Origin of the sequence: Pararobbsia silviterrae (genome assembly GCF_003628125.1) — a bacterium.
Taxonomy (GTDB): domain Bacteria; phylum Pseudomonadota; class Gammaproteobacteria; order Burkholderiales; family Burkholderiaceae; genus Pararobbsia; species Pararobbsia silviterrae.
Window position 1 is genome coordinate 377,861 of sequence record NZ_RBZU01000001.1, and the last position, 22,666, is coordinate 400,526.

Annotated in this window: 22 protein-coding genes; 10 read left to right on the top strand and 12 right to left on the bottom strand. The window is 62.1% G+C overall.

Going from position 1 to position 22,666, the window contains the following annotated elements; genetic code table 11:
* Positions 1-7 precede the first annotated feature (7 nt).
* The gene (yddG, locus tag D7S86_RS01645) at positions 8-925 is read right to left on the bottom strand and encodes an aromatic amino acid DMT transporter YddG (protein WP_121084188.1); all 918 of its coding nucleotides are present in this window, start codon (positions 923-925) and stop codon (positions 8-10) included.
* A 254-nt stretch (positions 926-1,179) separates the two neighbouring features.
* Between yddG and D7S86_RS01650 the strand changes: the two genes are divergently transcribed.
* Complete coding sequence (locus D7S86_RS01650; RefSeq protein WP_158601834.1) at positions 1,180-1,707, top strand: DUF3237 domain-containing protein; 528 nt, start codon at positions 1,180-1,182, stop codon at positions 1,705-1,707.
* Between the two features lie 30 nt (positions 1,708-1,737).
* Here the strand turns inward: D7S86_RS01650 and D7S86_RS01655 are convergent, their stop codons facing one another.
* The 3 genes from D7S86_RS01655 to D7S86_RS01665 all read right to left on the bottom strand — a co-directional run bounded on the left by D7S86_RS01655 (position 1,738) and on the right by D7S86_RS01665 (position 4,213).
* Positions 1,738-2,193 (bottom strand): nuclear transport factor 2 family protein, encoded by a 456-nt coding sequence (locus D7S86_RS01655; protein ID WP_121082595.1) that lies wholly within the window; start codon positions 2,191-2,193, stop codon positions 1,738-1,740.
* Positions 2,194-2,213: 20 nt separating this feature from the next.
* Complete coding sequence (locus D7S86_RS01660) at positions 2,214-3,065, bottom strand: alpha/beta fold hydrolase (RefSeq protein ID WP_121082597.1); 852 nt, start codon at positions 3,063-3,065, stop codon at positions 2,214-2,216.
* 116 nt (positions 3,066-3,181) lie between these two features.
* Positions 3,182-4,213 carry an AraC family transcriptional regulator gene (locus D7S86_RS01665; RefSeq protein ID WP_121084190.1) on the bottom strand — a complete coding sequence of 344 codons (1,032 nt, stop codon included), beginning with the start codon at positions 4,211-4,213 and terminating at the stop codon, positions 3,182-3,184.
* A 330-nt stretch (positions 4,214-4,543) separates the two neighbouring features.
* On the opposite strand from D7S86_RS01665, the gene kce reads away from it, so the two are divergent.
* From kce to D7S86_RS01680, 3 genes are all read left to right on the top strand, one after another.
* Positions 4,544-5,482: a 3,5-dioxohexanoate:acetyl-CoA acetone transferase gene (gene kce, locus D7S86_RS01670; protein ID WP_121082600.1), complete on the top strand. Its 939-nt coding sequence runs from the start codon at positions 4,544-4,546 to the stop codon at positions 5,480-5,482.
* Between the two features lie 118 nt (positions 5,483-5,600).
* Positions 5,601-6,938 (top strand): MFS transporter, encoded by a 1,338-nt coding sequence (locus D7S86_RS01675; protein ID WP_121082603.1) that lies wholly within the window; start codon positions 5,601-5,603, stop codon positions 6,936-6,938.
* A 79-nt stretch (positions 6,939-7,017) separates the two neighbouring features.
* Positions 7,018-7,809, top strand: a complete 792-nt coding sequence (locus D7S86_RS01680) for an SDR family oxidoreductase (protein ID WP_121082605.1) — start codon at positions 7,018-7,020, stop codon at positions 7,807-7,809.
* Positions 7,810-7,880: 71 nt separating this feature from the next.
* Here D7S86_RS01680 and D7S86_RS01685 read toward each other — a convergent pair whose 3' ends face one another.
* Entirely contained in the window at positions 7,881-9,311 is a 1,431-nt protein-coding gene (locus D7S86_RS01685) for a DHA2 family efflux MFS transporter permease subunit (RefSeq protein ID WP_121082608.1), read from the bottom strand.
* 187 nt (positions 9,312-9,498) lie between these two features.
* On the opposite strand from D7S86_RS01685, the gene D7S86_RS01690 reads away from it, so the two are divergent.
* Both D7S86_RS01690 and D7S86_RS01695 read left to right on the top strand, forming a co-directional pair.
* On the top strand, positions 9,499-9,849 hold the full coding sequence (locus D7S86_RS01690) for a Rieske (2Fe-2S) protein (protein WP_158601835.1): 351 nt from the start codon (positions 9,499-9,501) through the stop codon (positions 9,847-9,849).
* 393 nt (positions 9,850-10,242) lie between these two features.
* On the top strand, positions 10,243-10,950 hold the full coding sequence (locus D7S86_RS01695; RefSeq protein ID WP_121082613.1) for a GntR family transcriptional regulator: 708 nt from the start codon (positions 10,243-10,245) through the stop codon (positions 10,948-10,950).
* Positions 10,951-10,953: 3 nt separating this feature from the next.
* Here D7S86_RS01695 and D7S86_RS01700 read toward each other — a convergent pair whose 3' ends face one another.
* The 3 genes from D7S86_RS01700 to D7S86_RS01710 form a co-directional block, all read right to left on the bottom strand.
* Positions 10,954-11,535 carry a PIN domain-containing protein gene (locus D7S86_RS01700; RefSeq protein ID WP_121082616.1) on the bottom strand — a complete coding sequence of 194 codons (582 nt, stop codon included), beginning with the start codon at positions 11,533-11,535 and terminating at the stop codon, positions 10,954-10,956.
* On the bottom strand, positions 11,535-12,005 hold the full coding sequence (locus tag D7S86_RS01705) for a helix-turn-helix domain-containing protein (RefSeq protein WP_121082619.1): 471 nt from the start codon (positions 12,003-12,005) through the stop codon (positions 11,535-11,537). Before D7S86_RS01705 ends, D7S86_RS01700 begins: the two co-directional genes overlap by 1 nt.
* Before the next feature lie 504 nt (positions 12,006-12,509).
* Positions 12,510-14,273 carry a tannase/feruloyl esterase family alpha/beta hydrolase gene (locus D7S86_RS01710; protein ID WP_158601836.1) on the bottom strand — a complete coding sequence of 588 codons (1,764 nt, stop codon included), beginning with the start codon at positions 14,271-14,273 and terminating at the stop codon, positions 12,510-12,512.
* A 603-nt stretch (positions 14,274-14,876) separates the two neighbouring features.
* On the opposite strand from D7S86_RS01710, the gene D7S86_RS01715 reads away from it, so the two are divergent.
* On the top strand, positions 14,877-15,491 hold the full coding sequence (locus D7S86_RS01715) for a thioredoxin fold domain-containing protein (protein WP_121082624.1): 615 nt from the start codon (positions 14,877-14,879) through the stop codon (positions 15,489-15,491).
* A 13-nt stretch (positions 15,492-15,504) separates the two neighbouring features.
* Here the strand turns inward: D7S86_RS01715 and D7S86_RS01720 are convergent, their stop codons facing one another.
* Positions 15,505-16,122, bottom strand: a complete 618-nt coding sequence (locus tag D7S86_RS01720; protein ID WP_121082627.1) for a hypothetical protein — start codon at positions 16,120-16,122, stop codon at positions 15,505-15,507.
* A gap of 269 nt (positions 16,123-16,391) precedes the next feature.
* Between D7S86_RS01720 and D7S86_RS01725 the strand changes: the two genes are divergently transcribed.
* Positions 16,392-17,543, top strand: coding sequence for a Fic family protein (locus tag D7S86_RS01725; protein ID WP_121082630.1), 1,152 nt, complete (start codon positions 16,392-16,394; stop codon positions 17,541-17,543).
* A gap of 39 nt (positions 17,544-17,582) precedes the next feature.
* Here the strand turns inward: D7S86_RS01725 and D7S86_RS01730 are convergent, their stop codons facing one another.
* A complete protein-coding gene (locus D7S86_RS01730) occupies positions 17,583-18,566 on the bottom strand; it encodes an HAD family hydrolase (protein WP_338069142.1) in 984 nt (327 codons plus the stop codon).
* 18 nt (positions 18,567-18,584) lie between these two features.
* On the opposite strand from D7S86_RS01730, the gene D7S86_RS29740 reads away from it, so the two are divergent.
* Positions 18,585-18,908, top strand: a complete 324-nt coding sequence (locus tag D7S86_RS29740) for a hypothetical protein (protein WP_166444075.1) — start codon at positions 18,585-18,587, stop codon at positions 18,906-18,908.
* Positions 18,909-19,446: 538 nt separating this feature from the next.
* The gene (locus D7S86_RS01740; protein ID WP_121082638.1) at positions 19,447-19,749 is read left to right on the top strand and encodes a hypothetical protein; all 303 of its coding nucleotides are present in this window, start codon (positions 19,447-19,449) and stop codon (positions 19,747-19,749) included.
* 30 nt (positions 19,750-19,779) lie between these two features.
* Here D7S86_RS01740 and D7S86_RS01745 read toward each other — a convergent pair whose 3' ends face one another.
* Entirely contained in the window at positions 19,780-21,150 is a 1,371-nt protein-coding gene (locus D7S86_RS01745; RefSeq protein ID WP_121082641.1) for an MFS transporter, read from the bottom strand.
* 607 nt (positions 21,151-21,757) lie between these two features.
* Positions 21,758-22,285: an arsenate reductase ArsC gene (locus tag D7S86_RS01750; protein ID WP_121082643.1), complete on the bottom strand. Its 528-nt coding sequence runs from the start codon at positions 22,283-22,285 to the stop codon at positions 21,758-21,760.
* Positions 22,286-22,666 lie beyond the last annotated feature (381 nt).

Sequence of the window (22,666 nt, forward strand, 5' to 3'; positions counted from 1 at the left end):
TCGCACCCTACTCAACGTTGAGTGATTTTCTTTGCCTGCCGACGCCGATCTGTGTCGACAACCAGCACAGACTCGATCCCGCGCAAATCATCAATGCGCCCTTCCAAAACGCGCCCGAAAGCGGCACGTGCAATAGCGCGGCGGACAGCGCCGACGACAACACCGGCGTGAAGTAGGACGCGCCCGCAAGCACCGTGACGTTGCCGCGCAAGATACCGATATTCCAGGCAGCATAGCCCAGTCCCATCGCCGCCCCCGCGCAGATCACATAGGCGACTGAACGCGCCGTGAACGCCATCGTGTCGCCTCCGCCTAGCAGGAACTTTACCCATAGCGTCGCCGCGACGAGCATAAAGAAAAACGTGACGCCGTTCTTCCCGTTCGCCATCCCCTTCGTGACCGAGCAATACGTGGCCCAGATCAAGGCGCCGAAAAACGCCAGACTGTAACTCAGCGGGTTGTCGCGCAGATTCACGGCCATGTCGGCGAGATCGAATCCTTGACTCCCGCCAAGCACGCACCCGATGCCGAGCAAAGACAGCACGAATCCAGGCACCACCAAAAGATTCGCTTTTTCCCCGTTGAACAGTATCGCGGCAATCAGCGTGAACGTCGGCCAGAGATAGTTGACCATCGCGACCTCGACGGCCTGACGGCCGCTATGCGCATACCCGATCGACAGCGCCAGGCACACCTCGTAGCTCACGAACAGCAGGCTTCCCCAGAGCAGATATCTGCGCGGGAATGTCTTCAGGTTCGGAACGCCGACCGTCACGCACAGACACGCGCTCGCCGCGGTATAGATCAACGCGGCGCCGCCGGTCGCGCCCATGGTTTCGCTGACGCCGCGGATCAGCGCGACCATCGTGCTCCATAGCAGGATCGCGATCAGGCCGATCCACGTAGCCTTGTTCTTGCTTTGCATATCCATTGCCAACATCTGTAGGCTGACTGCAAGGCGCGATCGCTGTCTGTCTTTCGCAGCATCGAGCCCGCATCGTCGACGCGGCAGGATACAACAGTCGTGTCGCAATTCACGGCCGCATCGCAAGGCTTGATCGCGAGCCTTAAAATAATCGAACGCCGAACGCCGAACGCCGAACGCCGAACGCCGAACGCCGAACGCCGAACGCCGAACGCCGACACATTCAAATACGACTTCGAAGGAGACAAGATCCCGTGATCCCCGACATTGCCACCGAATACGTCGCGACGATCGACGTCGAAGTCAGCGAACCCCTCGAAACGGGCCACGGCGCATTGGGTAATCGTCGTCTGATCCCGATCGTGCGGGGTCATGTCAAAGGACCCAAAATCGATGCCGTCGTGCTTGAAGGCGGAGCGGATAGCCAGATCGTGCGGCCCGACGGATCGATCGAATTGTCGGCGCGGTATATGTTCAAGACCGTCGACGGCGCCGTGATTTACGTCGAAAACAACGGTATTCGCAGGTCGCTTGAAGATGCGGAACGCCTTCGACTGTTGTCGCTAGCCGCAGCGAACGGCAGCGAAGACACGGCATCGAAAGTCCAAAAAGACGCTCAAACAGACGTTCAAGCAAGCGTCCAGAACGCGACCTATTTTCGAACCGCACCCCGCTTCGAGACCGCGCATCCCGGCTATCGATGGCTCACGAACCGCATCCATGTCGCGACGGCCGTGCGGTTTCCCGATCGCGTACTGATTCATGTGTACCGTGTGCTGTAACGGTTCGCGACGGCTGATCGTGCTTCGATACTAGCTGTCGACCGTACACATCTCGAACGACGCATGCCGCGTCGCGATGCGCCAGACTCCGTCCTCGATCAAGAAGGTATCTGCAAACGCACCGACGATCTGAGGGCCGCGCACAGGTCGGCCAAAAGGCCCCGGTTCGACTTCCGCGCGCGTCGCCCAGAGCAGGATCCGAGTTGTGGCCGACGCACTTGCTTGATGGACTGAATGAAACAAAGTATTGAGCACAAGATGCCGCGTGATGCGATCGGCGGGCCGCGATGTGTACGCCGCAATGATCGCCTCGCGACCTTCGAGCACGCTTCCGTTCGGGCGCACCAGTCGAGCGTTCGCGGAAAATACATTCGACAATGCGTTGAACTGCGACGCATCGACACAGTGCGCCGACTGCGCGACAAGCCGCCGACATGCATGTTCGATCACCATCAGCGATACCGGATCCAGCGCTTCGTCTTGCATGAACGTCCTCGCTATTGCACTCACCCTAAAGCAAACTGCCGCACGATCCGATTAAACGCGCCTGCATTCGAAATATTCATGCCGTGCGACGCGCCGGCGATCGTTTGACGCTCGGAGAACGGCATCCACTCCTCGAGCTTCTCGACATTATTGCGGAACATCTTCGGGCTCTTTTGCCCATCGATCAGCAAGGTCCTGCACCTGACGTCCACGGCGTGATCGCGCGAATACGCGGGCAGCGGATCGAGGAATTGCTTGGGCAAGGTCTGTGCATTCGCGAGCGCCATCATGCGGAAATCCGCGGGGCTTTTGCGCCACGTGCCCGGCATGCTGACCGAATCGACGAACAATTCGAGCCCCGCATCCTCCGACCCGCTCATGATCAATTCCGCCGCGCGCGTGCGCAGCGTATTCGTCGCGGGAGGCAGCGCCGCATCGACCGCGTCATTGAGCTGCAAGGGCCCGCCGGGATCCGCAAGCGTCAGCGTCTTGACGAGACGCGGATACGCCTTCGCGAGCTGAAACGCCACGCATCCGCCGCGCGAATGTCCAACCAGATGAACCGGCTCGATATCGAGCGACTCGATGAACTCCGCGACCTCGGCCACGTGATTCGCCCATCCGAACGCGTTCTGAATGCCGGCGTCCGACGCGGGCCAGTAGTGACTGAGGCTCAGCGCAATACAACGAAACGCGTCCGATAGCGGCGCGAGCTGACTCGTCCAATACCGGTAATCGCATAAGGAACCATGGATAAACAGAAGCGGCTCGCCGCTCCCGCGTTCCACGTAGGGAATCGTGATGCCCGAAAGCCCCGTCGAATAGCGGACCTCGTGGTCGACGAGAGGCGCAGGAGGTGTTGGAATATTCATGATTGCGCTTGGGGACCGCACGGCAAAATCGCAAGGGCGCGCCCGCCCGATTCCTTAGGCCGGCGCGCTCGGTCATCCAATATACCGAATTTGTTGAAATTCGAAAGTACTTGCGCTCACGCCTGCTTGCGATACTCGCCCGGTCCCTTCCCCGTCCATCGCTTGAGCGCCCGGCGAAAATTCGCGCCGTCGCTGAAGCCAAGCAGCATCGCGATGTCGTCAGTGGTCATCGTCGTCGTCTTCAAGTACTCGGTCGCCAGCGAGCAGCGCACGTCGTCGACGATCGCGACATACGAGGTGCCCTCGGCTTCGAGATGACGACGCAATGTTCGCGACGTCATCTTCAACGCATCGGCGACGACCTCCATGCTCGGGAATTCACCGGGCTTACGCATGAGCACCTGATAGACCTCGCCCGATGCGCCCGACGATGTCTTCGCTTCGCCGATCAATCGATCGCACGTCTCCTGAAGCAGCGCGGCGGAGTGCGGATGCGCAAGCTGCGGCTGTTGTTCGAGGATCGCGCTGTCGTAAATGAGCTCGCACTGCGCTTGATCGAACTCGCACGCGCAACCGAAATATTTCGAATACAAATCGGCATGCGCGGGCGCCGGATACGAGAGGTTCGCCTTGATCGGCGGACACGTATGACCCGCGACGTCCTGCAGATGCGTGACGTGCTGCGTCAATTGCTGTTCGAGAAGAAACGATCGAAGCTCGGGCGACGGACTCGATACGAACGCATCAGGAAACGTCCATACGCCGCGATCCGGGTACTCGGTCCAGACGATCGTCAACGTCGGTGTCGCCAGGCGATGATATTTGACGCCAAGCCGGAAATAGTCGCGCAGCTTCAGGCATGACATCAGGGCATACCCGTACATGCCATACGCGGACAGATGCAAACGCGCGCCGGTCTTGAAGGGCGTCTCGGGCGAACACTTCAACGCCAGCGCATTCTTGCAGACCGCGATGTACTGCCGCACTGACGTCAGGACCGATGTGTCGTTCAGATGCGCGGGGTCGATTCCGCTGCCCTTGAGGCTGTCTTCGGGCGCGATGCCTTGCTCGGCGAGCACCTCGACCAACGCCGCAATCTTGTACGGCGCATAAATCCGCTCGTTCAATAGCGGGAATCTCGACGACATCGCGCGCTCCATTAGTGTCCCCGGCGGACATTCCCGTGTCCGGAAATGACCTTACGCGAGAAATCGTATCTCACTACCATGGGCGTCACAAGGCGCGGACCGCCGATCGCCATGTCGGATCGCCTCGCGCCTCGCGTTGCGCGGGACGTCGTGCGGGACGTTGTGCATCACGCCCCGCATCGCCCACCTTACGCATGCCTTGCGCACGCTCGCGCGTTGCAATAGATGGGATCACTGAGCGGCGTAGCGCTTAGCGAAATACCGATACGCAAAGACTGACGCGCGCGTTCGCAAAGCGTCGGCGATATCGTTGGAGACAAGGATTTTTTCATGAGCAATGCCAACCGGAAGGTCATCATCACATGCGCGGTCACAGGCTCGGCGCATGTGCCTTCGATGTCCGAGTATCTGCCGCTGACGCCGGAGGACATCGCGACGCAAGCGATCGAAGCCGCCGAAGCCGGCGCCGCGATTCTGCATCTCCACGCACGCAATCCGTCCGATGGCCGGCCCACGCCGAGCCCGGCCGTCTATCGGCAATTCGTTCCCGCGATCGCGCAGGCGACCGACGCCGTCATCAACATCACCACGGGCGGCAGCACACGCATGACGCTCGACGAGCGGCTCGCGTATCCGCGTCTCGCCAAGCCCGAAATGTGTTCGTTGAACATGGGCTCGATGAATTTTTCGCTGCATCCGATCGCCGCGAAAATTTCGTCATGGAAGTACGACTGGGAGAAGGACTACGTCGAAGGCATGGAAGACATGATCTTCCGGAACACGTTCCGCGACATCAAGAACATCCTCACGGAATTCGCCGACTACGGTACGCGCTTCGAGTTCGAGTGTTACGACGTCGGACACTTATACAACCTCGCGCATTTCCTCGACCTCGGCCTGCTCAAGCCGCCGTTCTTCATTCAATCGGTCTTCGGCATTCTCGGCGGGCTCGGTCCCGATCCCGAGAACATGATGGTCATGCGCACGACGGCCGACCGTTTGTTCGGACGCGACAACTATCACTTCTCGATTCTCGGCGCCGGCAAACACCAGATGTCGCTCGTGACGATGGGCGCGATCATGGGCGGCAACGTCCGCGTGGGCCTCGAGGACAGCGTCTACGTGGCGAAAGGCGTCAAAGCACGCACGAACGCGGAACAGGTTCGCAAGATACGCGGCATTCTCGAAGCGCTGTCGTTCGAGATCGCGACCCCCGCAGATGCGCGACAGATGCTCGGCCTCAAGGGCGCCGACAAGGTCACGCTTTAGCCGAAGCGCCCGATTTTCCTAGCCGCGATTCGATCGCTTCGCGCTCAATGCATCGCGCATCGAATCGCTTAGTTCCTCCATAAAAACAAAAGCACGTCGATTGCTTCCAGGAGACATCATGGTTCACCATCCCATCGATCAAGACACGGGCAGCGTGCACACGCTCGCCACGCGCAAGGCGATGCAGCGGCTGCTGCCGCTGATGTTCGCGATCTACTTCCTTTCATTCATCGATCGCACGAACGTCGCGCTGGCCAAGACGCGCCTCGCGGCCGATCTCGGCATCAGCGCGGCCGCATATGGTCTCGGCGCGGGGATTTTCTTTATCGGCTACGCGCTGCTCGAAGTGCCGAGCAACCTCGCCGCGCATAAATACGGACCGCGCACGTGGATCGCGCGGATCGCGGTCACGTGGGGCATCCTCTCGACCCTCATGATGTTCGTGCAGGGCGAATCGTCGTTCTACGTGCTGCGCGTGCTGCTCGGCATCGCGGAAGCGGGGCTGTTTCCGGCGCTCATGTATATGGTCACGCTGTGGTTCGCGCCGCACGACCGGCCCGTCGCGGTCGGATGGATCTACACGGCGCCCGCGATCGCGCTGATTCTCGGCAATCCGCTCGGCGCGAGTCTCATGCAGCTCGACGGCGCGGGCGGACTGCACGGCTGGCAATGGATGTTCCTGCTCGAAGGCATCCCGACCATCGTCTTCGGCGTCGTGCTGTTCTTCATTCTTCCCGATCGTCCGAGCCTGGCCAAATGGCTCTCGCGCGACGAGGCGCAAGCGCTCGAAGCGCACGCGGTCATCGACGTGCATGGCCGTCGCGAACTGACGACCGCGAATTGGATCGCCGCGCTCAAGCGTCCTTCGACGGTGTTGATCGCCCTGATCTACTTCCTCAATCAGGTCGGCTTCGTCGGGCTCTACTTCTTTACGCCGTCGATCGTTCACCAGATGAACGTGAAGTCGCCGCTGCTCGTCGGGTTCCTGTCGAGCAGCGTCGGCATCGGCTTTCTGATCGGCGTGCTCATCCTGCCGCGTCTGCATCGCAAACTCGACAATGATTGCGCGTACCTCGGCGCGTTGACGGCGGGGATGCTGATCAGCGCCATCGCGTTCATCGCGATCCACGATCAATCGATCCAGATCGTGCTGCTCGGCATCACGGGCTTTTTCGCGGGCGGTATTCTGCCGTCGTACTGGGCGATCGCGATGAAGCGCTTGCAAGGCATTCAGGCGGCCGCAGGGCTCGCGTTCATCAACACCGTGGGTCTGCTGGGCGGCTTCGTCGGTCCTTATCTGTTCGGCTTGGCCGAGACGATGACGGGCCGCAGCGATTCGGGTTTCAATGTCGTCGTGGTCGCATCGCTGCTGAGTCTCGTGCTCGTGCCGTTTCTCGCCAAAGCCATCCGATACGAAGACCGCACGCCCGCCCAAAGCGAGCTCGGTTTGACCTAAGCCATGAAGGCGTACCCGCATGCATTCGGCGCAATCGATGCATGCGGGGCGTCGATGTCACCGTCCAAGGAAGTCCCGTATGAACATGATTGAACGATTGAAGCCGAAAGCAGGGCTCAGAGTCCTGATTTCCGGCGCGGCGTCGGGCATCGGCGCCGCGATCGCCGAGGCGTTTCTCGAGGCCGACGCGCAGGTCTACATCTGCGATGTCGACGCCTCGGCTGTCGACGCGATCCAGCGCCGGCTCCCGAACCTTCACGGCAGTCAGGCCGACGTATCGAAGCGCGTCGACGTCGAACGTGTCATCGACGATGTGCGGTCCAAGCTCGGCGGTCTCGACATCCTGATCAACAACGCCGGCATCGCGGGTCCGACGGGCGGCGTCGAAGACATCGATCCCGAACAATGGGAACGCACGATCTCGACGAACCTGAACAGTCAGTTCTATTTCCTGCACAAGGCGGTGCCCTTGCTCAAGCAGACGTCGGACGCACCCGCGATCATCGCGATGTCGTCGGTCGCGGGCCGCCTCGGCTATGCGTTCCGCACGCCGTATGCGGTGACGAAATGGGCCATCGTCGGGCTCGTCAAATCGCTCGCCGTCGAACTGGGTCCCGACAATATCCGCGTCAATGCGATCCTGCCCGGCGTCGTCCAAGGCGAACGCATGGATCGCGTAATCGCGGCACGCGCGCAATCGCTCGATATCAGTGTCGAGGCGATGCGCGACGAATACCTGAAGAAGATCTCGCTGCGCAGGATGGTCACGGTCGAGGATATCGCCGCGATGGCTTTGTTTCTCGCGTCGCCCGCGGGTCAAAACATCTCGGGGCAGGCGATCAGCGTGGACGGCAACGTCGAGTATCTCTGAGGCGCGGCATACGGGTCGAGCCCGCCGGGTCAGGTCTTCCGAGTCAAGGCTTCCGGGTCAAGCCTTCCGGGTCAAGCCTTCTTCCCCGCGCGTCGCGCGACATGCTCGCCCGCGCGCGGATTCAACCGAACGCTGTCCCAGACGCCGATCAGCGCGGCCCCCGCAACGATCAGGAACGCGACCCGGAACGGCGCGGCGGGCGATGCGCCCGCTGTCGCGACAAGGCCGCCCACGCGCCACGCAATGGCGGCGAGCGCGATGCCGAGCCCCATTGCGAGCTGAAAAGCCGCGGAAAACAGCGTGTTGGCGGCGGCCATCGCGGTCTGCTCGATATCGGCGAACGCGACCGTATTGAGCGCGGTGAATTGCATCGAACGCGTCATGCCGCTCAAGAACAGAATCACGCAGACGAGCGCAAGCGGCATGGTCGCGCCGACTGTCGCGCAGGCCGCGATCGTCGCGGCATTGAGCAGGCCGTTCACGATCAGCACGCGGCGAAAGCCGAAACGCTTGAGGATCGACGTCGTCATCGGCTTCATCGCGAGATTGCCCGCGAAGACGGCCATCAGGAGCGCGCCCGCCTTGAACGCGTCGTAGCCGAAACCGATCTGGAACATCAGCGGAAGCAGGAACGGTACCGCGCTGACGCCCATGCGGAACAGCGAGCCGCCCCATATCGTGACCGCGAACGTCGGGACGTCGAGCGAAGCGAGATCGACCATCGGATGCGGCGTGCGCTTGAGATGACGCGCGACCGACACGAGCAGTGCGACACCGACGACGGCGAGCGCCAACGCCTCGAACCCCGCGATGTGCGCGCGGCCGAGCAGTTCCGCCACATAGAGCAGACAGAAGAGCGCGGCGCCCGACAACACGAAGCCGGTCCAGTCGAAGCGCAGGGCGCGATTGCCGCGCGCACGCGGCACGAGGATCCATGCGAGCCCGCATGCGACGACGCCGAGCGGCAGATTCAACCAGAAGATCCAGCGCCAGTTCGCATGTTCGGACAGCCATCCGCCGAGCGGCGGCCCGAGCACGGGGGCGACGAGCGCGGGCCACGTCAGCATCGCGATCGCATGGATCAGCCGTTCCTTCGGCGTCACGCGCAAGACGACGAGCCGTCCCACGGGCACCATCATCGCGCCGCCGATGCCCTGGAGAATGCGCGTGAGCACGAAAGTCGAGAGCGTCGGCGCGAGCGCGCACAGCAGCGAGGCCAACGTGAACAGCGCGATGGCCGACGCGAAGACCTTGCGCGCGCCGAAGCGATCGGCGATCCAGCCGCTGACGGGAATGAAGATGCCGAGCGTCAACATGTACGCGCTGACGCCCGTATTGAGCGCCACCGGCGGCACCGCGAAACTCGCGGCCATCTGCGGGATCGCGGGCGTGATGACGGTTCCGTCGAGGTTCTCCATGAAGAACGTGCCGGCGACGAGCAACGCCACGGATGTCATGCCGGCTTGCGTGAGGGTTTCAGGGGCGTCGTGCGTCGCGTTCATGGATGTCGGGCAGGGTCGGGGCAGTGCGGCAGGGCGTCGTGCGTGCGCCGGGTGCGGCTCACGATAGTCGAAAAACGCCCGAATGCCTATGGTTCCGTCCCGGTCGCCGAAAGCGCACAATGCCGGTTCGCCCGATCCGGCCGCTCGTTCGACCCGCATCGATTCCGCTTTGTACGTGATGCACGCGATGACCGACCTGACCTCTCACTTGACGTATGTGTGTGACTCGCGGGACCTGCCGTCCGAGTCGGCGAAGGCCGTCGTCGTCGATGCGCGAGAGCTCGTCGCCTGGCGCGACTCGGCCGGCGACGCGCATGTCTGGGATGATCGCTGTCCGCATCAAGGATCCGACCTCGCGTCGGGCGGCGTCGAGGGATGCGTGCTCGTCTGCCCGTCGCATGGCTGGCGGTTCGATATCAACGGTCAGTTCGTCGTGCCGCTCAGAGTGTTTTCCGAGTCGCGTCGGCCGCCCGTGTTCGCTCGAACGTACGAGACCGTCGAGCAGGATGGGCGCGTCTTCGCGCGCCTCACCGATTGAGTCGACGATTCAGTTGAGCGCCGCGTGACGATATGCGCGCCGCCTTCCGTGTTGATCTAGTCGTAGTCGATCTCTAGGCCGCGTTCATGACGTCGAAGCCTTAGGCCATCGCGTTGCCCGAGAGCGGGCCGATCTTGACGGTCGTGTCGGTGATGCCTGGATCCGTATCGGCATGCGCCGCGCCGACGGCGAGTGCGAGGAGCGATTTGAAGCGGGTCACGGGAGTCTCCTCCGTATCAGATGAATGCGTGCTGGGATTGTGGGCTCAGGATGCCGTTATGTATGCATGTAAATAAGGATATCGCCGGCATTCGTCGCTGTTAGCGATGGTTTATGTCGGCATGTATACTTGGCACCCTTTCAATCCTCCAGATTCGCTTCGGAGCCATCGTTTTGGAAACATTGTCGGAACAGGTCACCGAAAAGCTTAGAGACGCCGTCCTGCATGGGCGGTACAAGCCGGGTGAGCGCATCGAGGAGATCCCCACCGCGCTGGCGATGGGTGTGTCGCGCACGCCGGTGCGCGCGGCGCTGGCGGCGCTCGTCAATCAGGGGCTGATCGTGCATCAGGCCAAGCGCGGCTATGTCGTGCGCGAGTTCGATATCGACGTGATCGTCTCGGCGTACGAGGTGCGCGGGGTGCTCGAAGGGCTCGCGTGCAAGAGCGCGGCGCTGCGCGGGGTGTCGGAAGCCGACGCGCAGGTGCTCAAGGATTGCCTCGCGGTCGGCGACCGGATACTCGCGAAAGGGGCGCTCGAACCCGAGGACCGCGAGCCGTATCAGAAGATGAATGTCGATCTGCACAACACGTTGATCGACGCGTCGGGCAATCCGTGGCTCGACCGGTTCGGAGAGCAGGCGCGCAATATTCCTTACGCGTCGGATCGCATCGTGTTGTGGGAGGTCGGGCACGCGGTGATTCTGCGTTCGCACGACGATCATCACCGGATCGTCGCGGCGGTGCTCGAACGCGACGGCGGCCGCGCCGAGCAACTGATGCGCGAGCACGTCTATTACTCGGGCATCATCTTCAAGAATAACTACGACCGTCGCATGAACCCGGTCAACGCGGTGGATCCGGTGAGCGCGGTGTCGATTTAGCGCCTAGATCAGCGCGGCGGCTTCGCGCAGGCGTCGAGCGGTGGCGGGGAGTCCGGCGCGCTCAAGCGCGTATGCGAAGTCGTCGGCGCTAGTCTCGGGTTTTTTCCGGCGCGCGCGCATGTGTTTGAACGATGTCATCGCCGTGACGGGATCGAGGTCCCATTGATGGATGATGAAACGATCCGGGTCCACGACTTCGATCCCGTAGGCATTGACGATTCCGCTCGGAAAATCGCGCAGATTGGCCGTCACGATGCAATCGGCGTGTCCGGCGACTGCCGCCGCGAGCACATGCCGATCGTCGGGGTCCGGCAGCGCGTAGGCCGCCGCCAGCGGACCCCAGGCGGTATCCGGGACCTCCCAGTCCGGCACGGCTTCACGCATGCAGTCTCGCCGAAATAGGAGTCGGTCCCTGAGGTCGGGGCGCTGCGCTTCCAGTGCGGCGATCCATTCGGATTCGATACGTGTCGACCATTTGGCCGCGAAGAGTCCTGCCGTCGCGAGACTCAGCAGGGCATCCGCGATCGCAATCGAATACAGGACGCAGGCATCGAGCAGTGCGGTGTACTGGGCATTGCCCGCCATCAGTAGTCGAGTCCGAGCTCGCGCGCGTTGTCGGCCAGTCGGTCGAGTGCCGTGGCCTGCTTCTCGCGCATCGTGTTCGCGTACTGCACGAGATCGTCAAAGGCGATTCGCCGATGTGTACCGACCATTCGATGCGGCAGCCGGCCTTCCGTGATTTCCTTGATCACGAACGGACGCGACACATTCAGAAAGTGTGCGGCTTCGACTGTCGTGAATTCGCGCTTCGCGGGCATTAGCGTGATGGGCCGCCCTTCGCTCAATGCACCGAGCAGTTGTCCGATCAATTTCAGCGCCGCCGGCGGCACTTCGACGCTCGGATGCGTGCCCGTATCGGTCGTCAGGGTGATGGCCGCAGCCCTCGAATGGTCGAGGGCTTCCATGATGCAGCGCTGCGCGACGCGCGCCATTTCGAGTTCCTCGTCGGTGAGCAGCGGCGGTGTGACCTCGCGGATTCGGTCTTCAGTGGTCATGAAAGACGGCCTTTTTAAAGTGCACAACGTGATGGGCGGCGTGTCGGGCCAGCAGGGGCCGGGTGTGCAGTGCAACGCCGCACCAAACGCAATATCTGCATTAAACGAAATATATGAATTAAATGCAACGCTTGTCGAGGGTGTCCGTGGCGTCGACGAATCGAGCCACAGGTGCACCTCACGGCCGTTCGCCGGGCCCGGCGGTGGCTTCCGAGCGATGAGCCGAACAGCCGAGCAGCCGGATTAGGCGGGATTTTCGCTGCGCTGAGCGGACGCGGTCTTGAACGTTTCCTTCATGTCATGCGAATCGCGAAGGCGGGACGAATCGTGCAGAAAGCGCTCGGGCATCGATTGCGTCGGGGACGGAAGGGGACAGTCGTCTGCCGGATATCGGCGGAATGCTGTTCGGTTTGCCGGCCGATCCATAAAAAAAGCCGCCGGCGCTGGATTCAGCGCGTGGCGGCTCGATGCGTTATTGATCGAATCGGATAACGCGATGCGCGATCAGTGGTTCACGCAATGCACGTGATCGCCGTCGACCGAGCAGGCCATCTGATTACCCGGCGAGTAGTGCTTGAGGCCGGCGAAATCGTAGACGTCGCTCACGCCCGCGGGGACGTCCGCGCGCACATAGCTGTCCGCCGAGTTGATATCGCCGCCGGCGTACCGCACCGTCGACGGATACGGGAAGACGGGGCGGCTCTTGAGCACGGTGTCATCCTTCTCGCTCTTGACGAAGTTGACGACGACCTTGTCCGGCGCGGTGCCCGTTTCGACCCAGCTCATCAGCGGCGTCAGGAAGTCCTCGGTCGCGGGCGAGGGGCCGCCGTTGCAGTGATAGACGCCGGGGATCATGTAAAGGCGCGCGAATTTGTCGAACGCATCGGCGCCCACGAACGCCTTGACCTTCGACACGTAGTTCAGCGTCGTGAAAGGCGATGCGCCTGTATCCGCCCAGCCGTGCCAGATCACGAGCTTGCCGCCGTGCGCGATGAACGCGCGCAGGTCCGGATTCGTCGGATTCCAGAGACCGTCGAGCTTCGTGAGCTTCGTGTATTCGGCCGACGTGAACGCCATGTTCGCGTTCGTGATGCCCGTGGGGGCGCCGAACTGAGCCATATAATTCGGGAAGTCCCACGAGAACGCCTTGTCCGCCGAATTCTTGAGGCCGATCGGATCGCCGACATGCTTCGGCACCATACCGCCGAGCCAGCCCGCTTCGCCGCCGATCGGCATGTCGCCCGCGGTCAGATGACGTCCGTGTTCGTCGACGGGACCCGACCAGATCTTCCGGACCACGGCGATCTGTTCCTGTGTCAGACACGTATCGTCGTCCTGACCCTTCGCGCAGGCGATCGTACGCGGGTCGAACGTGCATGCGCGCGGGTCCTGCACGAGGCCGCCCGCATCGCCGCACGCTTGCGTGACGGCCTTGACGAGCGCGGGGATCTTGTTCGCCGTGAGAATCGGCGAGCCGTCGGGCTTCGAATTCACACGCACGTTCCAGGCGTGATAGAACGTATTGGTCTCGACTTCGTCGATGACGGGCGCGCCGACGAGCATGCCGTCATAGTCGGTCGGGTAGCGCTGCGCCTCGTGGAGACCCTCACGGCCGCCGTCGGAGCACCCTGAGTAATAGGATTTCGCGGGCGCCTTGCCGTAGTACTTCGTGACGAGATTCTTGACGACGACGGTTGTCGCGTGCATGCCCGAATACGCGAGGTCGACGACGGCGGTCGGGTTGTCCTTCGCCCATGCGCCGTCGGGGTAATCGCCCTTGTGACCGAGATCCGTCGCGACCGTGGCGACGCGATTCGACGTCAACGGCGCACAGCCCTTCGCGGCTGCATCGACGCCGCCGTTGTCGATATTGACCATGCCGCAGTATCCGCCGCAGCCGATCATGAGGAAGCGCTGCGTATACGTCTGCAAAGGCAGACGCGCTTCGAAATGGATACGGCCTTCGACGGTGCCCTTGACGTCGCAGAAGCCCGTGTCGCCGCCTCCCGAGACTTCCGCGCTCGTGACGGTTCCCGCGATGGGGCCGCCGTTCGCGAGATCGGCCGACTTGAGATCGGCGCATTGCATGACGGGCTGTGCGACATCGAGCTTCGCGAGTGCTTCGGCGGGTGCGTCGGCAGCCGCATGGGCCGTTCCCGTCATGCCGGCCGACAGCGCCGCGAGGAGGCTGAGCGGCGCGACGACGGCACGGGTGAAGGTGCGGCCGACCGAGCGCGGCGAGCGGCCCGCGGCGATGAAATGAAGCATTCGCGTCGCGAAGCTTCGATAAGGGTGTCTCATGGATGTGCCTTTATGCGTTCTATCAATCGGACACGTGCTGACGCTCGAATCGCGGCCACGTGAAAAAAAAGCGTACTACGCAAGGTGTCTGTAGGGAAACGCGCGTGGCTCGGCTGCGTACGATGTGCGAACGCGCGCGTGCGTTGATCGTTCGGATCTAGGGTTAAGGAGAGGGCGCCGATCGTACGGGCGCGACGGTCCTCAGATCGGCATTGACATGCATGTCGACGTGGGTATCGCGATCGAAAACGGCGCGATATGTACGGATTGCCGGTGCAGTTCGGTGTGCGATCGATGGCGCTTGGGCGTGCGTCGCCGATGCGGGGTATGTGAATTCCGCGTGCCTTCGCACGGGCGCTGATGCCGGGCGACCGTGTATGTTTTACCGGATGTCGAATCGCCGCAGCGCCGCCGACGGCCGCTCATTTTCCGTAATATCGCCCGGCCTTATGCCGTGAAATCGCAGCGTGCATAATGTCGCGATCGACGGATCGCGACGCGCGGCGCCTCTGCGCGCATGATCGATTCGGCATTCGTAACGATGACGTGTCGCGCCGCGACGGATAAAAGATGAAGACTTTCGTAACACGCATGCTGGCCGCGGGACTGTTCGGCACCGCTTTGCTGGCCCACGCGGCGGACGGACCGGCGCCGACGTACCTGCCGTTCAACGCCGCGAACGGTTTCCAGAATGCGCCTTCGATCGTCGAAGGCGCGAGCGGATCGGCGGTCAAGACGACGATCTATGTTTTCATGGATCCGAACTGCATTTACTGTCACCTCGCATGGAAGGCGCTTCAGCCGTACGAGGCTGTCGGTTTGCAGGTGCACTGGATTCCGATGGGCTTTTTGAAGCCCGATTCTCCGGGCAAGGCGGCCGCGCTGCTGGTGTCGAAGGATGGCGCGGCGCTGCTCAAGACGCTCGAAACGAATTATTCGGAGCAGGACGAATCGGGCGGCATCGCTCCGCTCGCGACGATCCCCGATGCCGTCAAGGCGCAGCTCGACGCGAATGCGCAGCTCTTCCAGTCGCTCGGTCTATCGGGAACGCCGACGATCATTTATCGCGCGTCGGGCGGCCGATGGGCCGATATCGACGGCCTTCCGAAACTCGCGGCTCTCGCGCAGATGTTGAATTTGCCCGCCCAGCCGACGACCGATCCCGAACTCCAGAAATATCAGTGAACGCGTGCAAGCCCTACATCGACGCGTCGATACCGGGGCACGACGTCGGCAGTCCGTCGAGCTGCTGACGCCGATGTTCGAATGACGCGTTTCGGCTGCCGTCGGCGTTCGTCGTGAGCCGCACGACGTAGAGACTGTCGAAGTCGTTGCTGTTCCACTTCGGCACCTGACCCGGATCCGCGCCGTATTGCTTGAGCAGGTCGATGACGGCGGCGCGCGCGAGGTGGTGCTCCCACGCGACGAAGACCACCGCGTTCGCATAGTCGGGCGAGGTCAACGCTTTGCGCAGGCGGTCGGTGTCCTTGAAGCCGATATCGGTGTTCACAGGCAGCGAGAACGCGATCGCGGTCGGTTCGATCGTCGCGAGCGGGCGCACATAATCGTAGGACGCGCCGCTGTCGTCTTTCCGGATGCTCGGGTTCGGCGCGAAGATCGCCGTCGGCTTGCCGAACAGATGATTCAGCACCGCGGGCAGGCGCAATGAACGCTGAAGCCCCTGACAATCGAGCTGCCCGAGCCCGGCCGCGGGCTTTTCACCGTGACGAAGGAACACGATGGTCTCGTCCGCGAGGCAGGCGTTCGAGAACGTGAAGACTGCGGCGGCGACGCATGTCGCCCAAATGGCTTTCATGGGATTCCTGTCCATCGAGTGGAAGCGAGCGCGTTCGGTCGGATGGGTCGCGCGCGGCGCGAGCGGGCGGCACGCCCGGATCGGCGCGACGCATTTTCTCATTTCGTGGATCGCTGCGTGTTTGAAGGACGCTCGCCCCTACCTTATTTGAACAGGCCCATTGGCATCCGGCGGGTCGGCGATACGAGCGTGCGGCGAATCGCGCCTTATTTTCCGCAAATTATGCGGTGAATGAGGCGTCATGCGGAGATTGCGTCTATAATCTCCGCATGAAACGCGGAGATTATCTCTACATCTGGCAGGCGCCCGACTGGCCTGATTGGCACTACGACCTCGCCGCATTAGCCGAGCCGCTCGCGCGGGTCAGCCGCGCCCAGGGCGTATTGCTCGGTCGGCTAGCCGATGTCGACGAACGGCTGCGTGGCGAGGCCAGTCTCGGCGCGCTGACCGACGACGTCGTGAAGACGAGCGAGATCGAGGGCGAACAGCTCAATGCGGCGTCGGTGCGGTCGTCGATCGCACGACGGCTCGGCGTGGATATCGGTGCATTGATGCCCGTCGATCGACACGTCGAGGGGGTCGTCGACATGACGATCGATGCGACGGCGAATTGCAATGCGCCTGTCACCGAAGACCGGTTATTCGCGTGGCATGCCGCTTTATTCCCCACGGGCTATTCCGGGCTGACCAAGATCACGGTCGCCGCATGGCGCGACGATGCGCATGGGCCCATGCAAGTCGTCTCGGGGCCGATCGGCCGTTCACGCGTGCATTACGAAGCACCGCCCGCTGAGCGACTGCGCGACGAAATGGCGCGATTTCTTGATTGGATGCTGACGCCGCCCGCCGATTCGCGAGAGCCCGCGTTGATTCGCGCCGCGCTCGGGCATCTTTGGTTTGTGACATTGCATCCGTTCGACGACGGAAACGGGCGCATCGCGCGCGCGATCGGTGACTTGCTGCTCGCGCGCGCGGATGGCAGCCCGCAGCGGTTTTATAGTCTGTCCGCCCAGATTCAGCGTGAGCGCAAGGCGTATTACGCAATCCTCGAATCGACCCAGAAGGGCAGTCTCGACGTCACGGCCTGGTTGCTGTGGTTTTTGAACGCGCTCGGTGCGGCCGTGAATCAGGCGAATCGCATGGTCGATGCCGTCCTGGGCAAGACGCGCTTCTGGCAGCGATTAAGCGGTGTCGTGCTCAACGAACGGCAGATCAAAGTGCTGAATCGGCTGCTCGATGGATTCGAGGGGAACATGACGGCCGCGAAGTGGGCCGCCATGACGAAATGCTCTCCGGATACGGCACTACGCGATATCCGCGAACTCCAGGATCTCGGCCTGCTCAAGCGATCGGACGCAGGCGGTCGCAGCACGAGTTATGCGCTCGTGATGGCGCGCGCAGAGGCCGACCGCACGGACTGAGCGCCCGTCGTCTCGCCGGCCGCGCTTGGCCTCACGACCTCAACGCGTCCCGTCCGCCTTCTGCGCGGGATAGATCGTCTTCCAGTCGCGCTTCATGCTGACGACGATCCATCCGCGTGTCGCGGCCTCGTCGAGGGCCTTGTCGAGTCGCGCGAATTCCGAGTCCTTGTCATAGGCGAATTCACGCGCGCCGTCGTCGTGATGCACGAGCAGCGCGAGTGTTTTGCCGGGGCCGCTCGTCGTGTATTCGAGCATTTCTCGATCGCCGTCCGAATTCCCGAACGCGAGGATCGGGCGTCGTCCGATCGCGCGAAAAATCCCGACCGGTTTGCCGGCGCCGTCATCGAAGAAATCGAATCCGGGCTCGCGCACGAGCACGGACCGCCCATCGCGGACCTCGTATCGAAGCTTCTCCTGCGTGCCGACGATATGATCGGGCGCAATGCCATACGCGCGTTCAGTCCAGACACGCATGAATTCCGACGTGCCGCCCGAAACGATCCAGATCGTGAATCCATGGGCGCGAAGATAATCGAGCAACTCGAGCTGAGGCTGATACACGAGTTCCGTATACGGGCGGTCCAAGGTCGGGTGACGGCTGTTTGCGAGCCACTTTTGAATCGACGCGTCGTATTCGTCGGTCGTCATGCCGCTATTGGCGGCCGACAGCAGATCGAGCAAGGCCTTCTTGTGTTGCGCCATGGCCGCGCGATCATGCGCGAGCAATGCCTTGAACGCCGGGTTATCCGCCCATTCCGGATGCTCGGACGCGTGCGCCTTGAGCTGGTCGATCATGAATGCGATCTGGAACGGCAACGGCGCTTCGCTCCAGAGCGTGCCGTCGTTATCGAACACGGCAATGCGCGCCTCGGGCGCGACATAGTCAGGCGACCCTTCGCGCGTCACATCGGCCACGAATGCGAGCAAGGCATCGCGCGCGGCGCCGTTTTGCCAAGCGGGCAGCACGCGCGCGGCAGGCACGTTCGACAGCGCCGATGACGCGACGGCGGGCGTCTCGGGCATCGTCGCGGTCGAGGCCGCATGACTGATATTGAGGGACAACGCGAAACACGCGCCGGCCACGAACGAACCGGTGCAGCGACGCAGGCGAAGGATGACGCGATGCGCGCGCGTCGGGGACACAAGGCGATGCATGATGATCGAATCCTCAAGCAGGGAATGGGCGCGACGAGTGTGCTCCGCTCTCGAAAACGTGTCGATACGGCTCGATGTTTAGCGAAAACGTCTGCCAAAGCGATACGTTTAGCGATATTTCCGGATGCGGCGCATTCGCGTACGCAGCGTCCTCGCGACGCGAAGCAAGGACGCGCGCGCGACGATCATGAATCCAACGGCAAGTCGTGAGCGCGTGATCGATCACGTCAACGACGCGGATCGCATCGCGTGCGAGGAATCCGGATCGAACGTTCCATCGAGGCGGTGTTTCGATTGCGATATGTCTGAGTGAATCTGAGGTGTAGTCGCAGTCGGCACATCGGCACGTCCTGTCGTGTCGATCGCGCGTTTGAGTGCATGAATACGAGACTGCACGCATTTTCCCCACGCGATGCATTTTTCTGCACATAATGCGCGCGAGCCGGATCGGTCAGGCTCGACGACAACGATTTCGAGGGGAAAACCATTCGATTCATCGAATGCGAATCTCCGCCAAGGCCCGCGTTTTCGCTGCAATGCAAACCAAGACGGGCCGCTGTTCTGTGTGACGGCGCGCAGTGCGATGCATGAAGGCTCAGTAGCATCGGACGGTGTGCCGGGATCAAACGGATGCTCGATACGAGCATCGACGGTATCGTGGGACCGGGCTCACATGGCCTGGGCCGGTTTGCATCACGCAAGCGGATTGCGCGTTCGCGCGCACTGCGTGACATGCTTTGGAATTCCAATGAAATTGAACGTGCCTCAATTCGAAATTCAACCGCATTCGAGTCCGGCAAGCATGTATGACAGTCTGCCGACGACGCTCGATCAATCCGTGCCGATCGCGTTTTCGCACGGCGAGCGCGGCTTTGTGACGCTGGTGCACCTCGAACCGCGGTTTTATACGCTTGTGATCAATCAGGCGATCCTGTTCACGGGACCTGCGCTCGGCATCATCCGGCAGATACGTCACTACGAAGAAAACCGCACCGTGTTGCCGACCGACGACGACACGCCGCCGCGCGAACGCGAATCCGGCGACGGCTGACGATCGGCGCGGCAAGCGGTCCCGATGCGCTTACGACTGAATCATCGTGTGGTGTTTCGTATCGCGCATGCCTGCATAGACGAGCAGCGAGCAGAAAATCGCGGCCGTCACATACCAGTAGAACAGCGATTCATGGCCGGCCTGCTTGAGCCAGAGCGCGATGTATTCGGCCGTGCCGCCGAAGATCGATACCGTCAGCGCATACGGCAAGCCGACGCCCAACGCGCGGATCTGCGCCGGGAACAGCTCGGCTTTGACGACGGCGTTGATCGATGTGTATCCCGACACGATCACGAGCGCGCCAACGATTAATGCAAAGGCGACCCATGCGCTCTGCGTCGTGCTGATCGCGGTCATGATCGGGACGGTCAGCAGCGTGCCGAGCACACCGAACGCGATCAGCACGGGACGGCGTCCGATACGATCCGACAGCGCGCCGACGAGCGGCTGGATCAGCGCGAAAACGGTCAAGGACACCGCCGAAATCAGCGTCGCGTCGTGCTTGCCGAGACCGACCGTATTGACGAGAAATTTCTGCATATAGATCGAGTACGTGTAGAACGCGATCGTGCCGCCCATCGTGAGCCCGACGACCGTCAGTACCGCGCGCGGATGCTCGCAAAGCGCGCGGATCGACGAGCCTTGCCGACCCGTCGCCCGCGTCCGTGTGAACTCTTCCGTTTCCTGCATCGTCGCGCGCAAACGCATCGCGGCGAGCGCGCACAGCGCGCCGATAAAAAACGGAATGCGCCATCCCCAGCTTTCGAGTTGTTCCGTGGTCAGGATCAGGCGCTGCAAGACGACGAGCAAGCCGAGCGCGAGCAATTGCCCCGCGATGAGCGTCACGTACTGGAAGCTCGAATAGAAGCCGCGATGGCGCGCGCTGGCAATTTCGCTCAGATAGGTCGCCGACGTTCCGTACTCGCCGCCGACGCTGAGTCCTTGCAACAAGCGCGCCGTCACGAGCAGGGCAGGCGCCGCAACGCCGATCTGTGCGTACGACGGACACAGTGCAATGATCAGCGAGCCCGCGCACATCAACACGATCGACATCAGCAATGCCGAGCGGCGTCCGTATCGATCGGCGTACAGACCCATCAGCCAGCCGCCCGCGGGACGCGCGAGGAATCCGACGGCAAAGACGGCCGCGGTATTGAGCAGTTGCGCGGTTTGATCGCCGCTTGGAAAAAACGCCCGCGCGAAATACAAGGCGAACGCCGAATACACATACCAGTCGTACCACTCGATCAGATTGCCGATCGATCCCGAGAAGATCGATCTAAGCCGGTCACGTGCGCGAACGGTGCGAGGCGCATCCTCGTGGGCGTTTGAACCGGGGGCGGACGTGGGCGCGTGAGCAGCGCTGTCGGGCAGCGTGTCGTCGGAAAGGGTCGGGTCCATGGCGTCTCCTTGAATATTCTTGATCTGCCGGCAGGCGCGGCAGCAGGTGAGTCGCGGTCGACAGCGCTGATGCCTGCGTCCCGCGAAAAGCGCTCAAGTGTCGGCTTGAATCGATCCGTTGAAATGGATGAAGCCCGATTTTCAGAAGCGTCTTACGATCAAGCGGATGGGGATGACTGCGACGCGCAAGCGCGTCGACGGATGGACTGCGTGGAGTGACGCGGAAGACTGCGGATGCGATCGCGGAAAGACAACTTGATACACGCGATGAAGCGTTTGATCGTGCTGACTGCGATCCGATGCAAACGAAAACGCCGACGCTAACGCCGGCAAAATAAAGCGCTAAGAAAGTGTGCGAGGAAAAGCGTCAAGACCACGCGTTGCGTCGATGCGTGAGGTCGATGCATGGAGACGATGCATCAAGACGAAATACCAAGGCGAAGCGTTAGGTTATCGTGCTAAGACCAAGCACTAAGACTAAACGCTAAGAAAAATCGCTAAGACAAGGTGCTAAGGAAGATGCTTAAGATTAAGCACTCGGCCAGCGACGTGTTCAAACGAATCGCCAAACCAAAGAAACGCCAAGACATCGACGCGTCGATGCGGCTCAAGCATCGTCATCGACCTTGAACGATGCACTCGGGTCGGTCTCGCGCAAGTTGTCGATGGTCGTGATCGTGTCCGCGCGCTTCATCGAGTGAAGCGGCAAGGCGACGAACACGCTGATACGTCGCAGGATCTGCCGGAACACTTTTTCGAATGCGCGAGCCTGCTCGGCGGTCGAGCCCTGTGCCTCGACCGGATCGGGAAAATTCCAGCGGCAGAAGATCGGGGTGCCCGGAAAGAGCGTCGGCGAAAGCGCACCCGATTGCGCGCACATGGCGATGATGATGTCCATGGGTTCCGCGTCGGCGTCCGCGAAACGTCGCCAGCTCTTGGGATGCACGGGTTGCTCCGACGTCACGTGCGGTTCGAGCTGCGCGAGCGCGAGCGGATGCGCGCGCGCGGCGGGTTCGACGCCCGCGCTGAACGCGCCGAACTTCTTGCCTCCGAGCTCGCGCAACAGCGATTCGGCCATGATGCTTCGCGCCGAATTCGCCCAGCACAGGAACAGCACATTGCACTTGTCTTTCATCGTGGACTCCGCGAACGCCTGATGTTCTCCCGCCGTGATGCGATGCCTCGCTCGCCGTCGGTCGAATCCGTCAGGACCCGCAAAGCGCTCGTGCCTCGAACGAAACAACGTCTTTTTCCGCTAAACAGCGACGTGTCGTGCGCGCTGCGTTCCCGCGAGCACGCCACCCTTCTGTTTATCGGATGCGGATCGCAAACCTTGACCGGAACGTGTCGAAGCAATCTGCTAATCCATAAGCAAGGTGCATGAAATCGGGCGGTCGATCGATGACGCGCGTTCAGCGACGTGCGTTAAGCGGCGTACCTAAGTGACGCCCGTAAGCGATGCGCGGTAAGCGGCGCGCGGCACCGCGATATCGCGCGTGTTCGTACTGGCGAGATA

What these genes read in the sequence shown, in the direction of transcription:
- D7S86_RS01660 (WP_121082597.1), bottom strand. Translation starts at nt 3,065, where the DNA reads ATGAATATTCCAACACCTCCTGCGCCTCTCGTCGACCACGAGGTCCGC.
- D7S86_RS01675 (WP_121082603.1), top strand. Translation starts at nt 5,601, where the DNA reads ATGGTTCACCATCCCATCGATCAAGACACGGGCAGCGTGCACACGCTC.
- D7S86_RS01655 (WP_121082595.1), bottom strand. Translation starts at nt 2,193, where the DNA reads ATGCAAGACGAAGCGCTGGATCCGGTATCGCTGATGGTGATCGAACAT.
- D7S86_RS01700 (WP_121082616.1), bottom strand. Translation starts at nt 11,535, where the DNA reads ATGGCGGGCAATGCCCAGTACACCGCACTGCTCGATGCCTGCGTCCTG.
- D7S86_RS01715 (WP_121082624.1), top strand. Translation starts at nt 14,877, where the DNA reads ATGAAGACTTTCGTAACACGCATGCTGGCCGCGGGACTGTTCGGCACC.
- D7S86_RS01720 (WP_121082627.1), bottom strand. Translation starts at nt 16,122, where the DNA reads ATGAAAGCCATTTGGGCGACATGCGTCGCCGCCGCAGTCTTCACGTTC.
- D7S86_RS29740 (WP_166444075.1), top strand. Translation starts at nt 18,585, where the DNA reads ATGACTGATATTGAGGGACAACGCGAAACACGCGCCGGCCACGAACGA.
- D7S86_RS01725 (WP_121082630.1), top strand. Translation starts at nt 16,392, where the DNA reads ATGAAACGCGGAGATTATCTCTACATCTGGCAGGCGCCCGACTGGCCT.
- D7S86_RS01665 (WP_121084190.1), bottom strand. Translation starts at nt 4,213, where the DNA reads ATGTCGTCGAGATTCCCGCTATTGAACGAGCGGATTTATGCGCCGTAC.
- D7S86_RS01730 (WP_338069142.1), bottom strand. Translation starts at nt 18,566, where the DNA reads ATGCCCGAGACGCCCGCCGTCGCGTCATCGGCGCTGTCGAACGTGCCT.
- D7S86_RS01705 (WP_121082619.1), bottom strand. Translation starts at nt 12,005, where the DNA reads ATGACCACTGAAGACCGAATCCGCGAGGTCACACCGCCGCTGCTCACC.
- D7S86_RS01710 (WP_158601836.1), bottom strand. Translation starts at nt 14,273, where the DNA reads ATGCTTCATTTCATCGCCGCGGGCCGCTCGCCGCGCTCGGTCGGCCGC.
- D7S86_RS01745 (WP_121082641.1), bottom strand. Translation starts at nt 21,150, where the DNA reads ATGGACCCGACCCTTTCCGACGACACGCTGCCCGACAGCGCTGCTCAC.
- yddG (WP_121084188.1), bottom strand. Translation starts at nt 925, where the DNA reads ATGCAAAGCAAGAACAAGGCTACGTGGATCGGCCTGATCGCGATCCTG.
- D7S86_RS01680 (WP_121082605.1), top strand. Translation starts at nt 7,018, where the DNA reads ATGAACATGATTGAACGATTGAAGCCGAAAGCAGGGCTCAGAGTCCTG.
- kce (WP_121082600.1), top strand. Translation starts at nt 4,544, where the DNA reads ATGAGCAATGCCAACCGGAAGGTCATCATCACATGCGCGGTCACAGGC.
- D7S86_RS01740 (WP_121082638.1), top strand. Translation starts at nt 19,447, where the DNA reads ATGAAATTGAACGTGCCTCAATTCGAAATTCAACCGCATTCGAGTCCG.
- D7S86_RS01750 (WP_121082643.1), bottom strand. Translation starts at nt 22,285, where the DNA reads ATGAAAGACAAGTGCAATGTGCTGTTCCTGTGCTGGGCGAATTCGGCG.
- D7S86_RS01690 (WP_158601835.1), top strand. Translation starts at nt 9,499, where the DNA reads ATGACCGACCTGACCTCTCACTTGACGTATGTGTGTGACTCGCGGGAC.
- D7S86_RS01685 (WP_121082608.1), bottom strand. Translation starts at nt 9,311, where the DNA reads ATGAACGCGACGCACGACGCCCCTGAAACCCTCACGCAAGCCGGCATG.